Below are 2,891 nucleotides of genomic sequence, written 5' to 3'. Positions count from 1 at the left end.
AAACTATGCGTTTAAAATATTTAACTTTATGTGTATTGGGGTTTAGTCTTTCTGCATGTTCTCAGCATGTCATTAAAACCAATTTTGCTACTGCAAACCTTGAACAGAAAGCCATTAACAGCATCAATGCGAGGTATGAATATCCCAGCTATGACTACCGTGGAAAATTTAATGTCCATGTTGATCTGGACCAAAATAAAAGCGTAAGCAAAGATGACAAGGCGGCTCTGGATGCCAATGTGAAGCAAAAGGTTGATCAATATCTGCGCGACCAGAAAGTCAACCTGAACACCGCACAGAAGCAGGCTTGATATGAAACCCTTGCCCAACAGCCAAAACAGTTTGGCGGCAGCAAGGCGGACAAGTTTACCCGTGTCATGGCCAATGTTCTGAATGACATGCAGTTTGAATATGAGGGTTCAGTGCATTACCGACAGAAAATGGGATCATTCAACCTTTTGACGACAAGCTGGGGCGGGCAGTGGGCCGTATTGTCAACGATGCCATGCGTGGTGATCAGGATCGTCAGGCCCTGAAAAAATTAAAGGCGCAATATAAACAGCCACAGCAGATTTTTGCCAAACAGTATCAAATCCAGTTTGAACGTGAAAATGGCGCATATCCTGAGGAAAAAAACGTGCTGGAACAGACAGCCAATATTTTGGGACAGGTTTATGTGGATGCACGTCAAAACAAGCTGTCTGAGAAGTCAATCAAGAACTTAAAGGCTGAACATAATGAATTTATTGATTATGAAATCTTTAAGGATGTTTACCAGAAAATGCTGAGCAGCAAATAATTGAGTGCCAAAAAAAGAACCTGCTGATTGCGTAGGTTCTTTTTTGCCGAATTTTACTGAGCGACTATAAAAAATCCTTGAGTTCAGGTTTGACCCCATTCCAGATTGAAAAGGCTTCGATCGCCTGTCCAACCAACATGCCAAAGCCATCGGTGGATGGAACCTGACGTGCCTGAGCCTGATCCAGAAAGCTGGAGGATTTGCCATAGGCCATTTCATAGGCGTGATGGAAAACCAGTGTTTCAGGAAGTTGCAACACATCGCCAGTTAAACTTGCTGATGTTGCATTAATCACAAAATCAAATTCACCTGAAAGCTGATCTAAAGCAATTGTTTGTAATTCAGTTTCAGGGACAGCCGTTTTTAAATCGTCAACCAGTTGTTCCGCACGGGCGAGGGTACGGTTGGCAATCACGATTTGTTTTGCACCTGCCTGCATCAGTGGATAGATCACACCACGGGTCGCACCGCCAGCCCCTAAAATCAGGATACGGCTGTTTGCAAGATTCCAGCCCAGAGCCTGAATGGCGGCAACTAAACCCTGACCATCGGTATTATCTCCAAACAGTTTGCCATCCTGCATCCACAAGGTATTCACGGCTTTGGCAATCTTGGCGCGTTCAGTCAGTTGATCACATAAGGCAAAGGCCTGCTCTTTAAAAGGAACAGTCACATTCATACCCACACCACCTTGAACAAAGAAGTCTTTGGTGGTTTTTTCAAAGCCATCCAGTGGTGCAAGAATTTTTTTATAGTTTAAATCAACTCCTGTTTTTGCTGCAAAAGCATGATGCAATTCTGGTGAGCGGGATTGTTCAATTGGATTTCCAATGACAGCAAATTGTTTGGTCATGATTAAAATCTAAAATAAAGAAAATAAAGGCAGTGTATAAAGGTGTGATTTAGCCGACAAGAGCGAATCATGGCTGATTAACATCTCTCATAAAATACGGTATTAGTCAAAATCCTTTTTTGAATTTTGACTTTTTATTTTTACTTCTCTAAACCCAACCAGTCTCTTGGTTTTAAATAATAATCAGTGAGACGTTTTTCAGGTGAGTTTTCATCCCATTCAGGACGATACGACCAGCCTGCAAGATTAGGTAAACTGACCAAGATCGATTCAATTCGTCCACCTGTTTGTAAACCAAACAAGGTGCCACGATCATAAACCAGATTGTATTCAACATAACGACCACGACGATACAACTGGAACTCGCGCTGAGCTTCGGTATATGGCTGCTCACGATGCTTTTCAAAAATTGGCAGGATTGCTGCTAAATAACCATTACCAACAGCCTGCATATATTGAAAACAGGTTTCAAAATCCCATTGATTGAGATCATCAAAGAACAAACCACCCACGCCACGCTGTTCATCACGGTGTTTTAAATAGAAATAATCATCACACCATTGTTTATGCTCGGCATAAACATTTTCACCAAATGGCTGACATAAGTCATAGGCAGTTTGATGCCAGTCTAAAATATCCTGATCATCTGGATAGAACGGGGTTAAGTCAAAACCACCGCCAAACCACCACACTGGGTCCTGTCCCTCAGGTTCAGCCACAAATAAACGGACATTGGCATGGGAGGTTGGAATATTTGGATTTTTTGGATGAATGACCAGTGACACACCCAAAGCCTGAGCCTTTGCGCCCGCAATCTGCGGATGGCGTTCAGTTGCGGAAGCAGGCAGCTTGCTGATATTGATGTGGGAAAACATGACCCCACCTTTTTCAATCACTTCACCATTTTGCAGAACACGGGAACGACCACCACCGCCTTCGGTTCGTTGCCAATCATCAATGATAAACTCAGCGGTGCCACCGCCTGCACGTTCCTGTTGTTCTAATCCTGCACAAATCCGTGCCTGTAGGTCGAGTAAAAACTCACGAACACGGTGAATATCAGCTGAAGTTGGATGCTGCATGATGATCCTCTTGAGGTGATCTGGGAATTAGCTACATCAAAACATAAATCCATAAAAAAAGTAAGGAATTTAAATCATTTCTTTTTCAACAGCAGCTTTTAATTCGGTGATTACCTGATTACGTTTCTTTGTGTAGATGAATGCACCGATAATACCT

Annotated in this window: 3 protein-coding genes and 1 pseudogene; 2 read left to right on the top strand and 2 right to left on the bottom strand. The window is 42.7% G+C overall.

Annotation, left to right across the window (positions count from 1 at the left end; translation table 11 throughout):
- Window positions 1-5 precede the first annotated feature (5 nt).
- Window positions 6-458 (top strand): annotated as a pseudogene (locus tag B4H32_RS04990) (hypothetical protein); the annotation flags it as partial.
- A 23-nt stretch (window positions 459-481) separates the two neighbouring features.
- Window positions 482-799: a hypothetical protein gene (locus tag B4H32_RS04985; protein ID WP_004678652.1), complete on the top strand. Its 318-nt coding sequence runs from the start codon at window positions 482-484 to the stop codon at window positions 797-799.
- Between the two features lie 64 nt (window positions 800-863).
- Here B4H32_RS04985 and aroE read toward each other — a convergent pair whose 3' ends face one another.
- Window positions 864-1,652, bottom strand: coding sequence for a shikimate dehydrogenase (aroE, locus tag B4H32_RS04980; protein WP_004683310.1), 789 nt, complete (start codon window positions 1,650-1,652; stop codon window positions 864-866).
- Window positions 1,653-1,792: 140 nt separating this feature from the next.
- The gene (hemF, locus tag B4H32_RS04975) at window positions 1,793-2,734 is read right to left on the bottom strand and encodes an oxygen-dependent coproporphyrinogen oxidase (protein ID WP_004683308.1); all 942 of its coding nucleotides are present in this window, start codon (window positions 2,732-2,734) and stop codon (window positions 1,793-1,795) included.
- Window positions 2,735-2,891: the final 157 nt, after the last annotated feature.

This window comes from Acinetobacter sp. UBA2063 (genome assembly GCF_002333245.1).
Lineage (GTDB): Bacteria > Pseudomonadota > Gammaproteobacteria > Pseudomonadales > Moraxellaceae > Acinetobacter > Acinetobacter parvus.
Note: the sequence above shows the minus strand (reverse complement) of the source record. Positions and strands in the feature narration are given on the sequence as shown.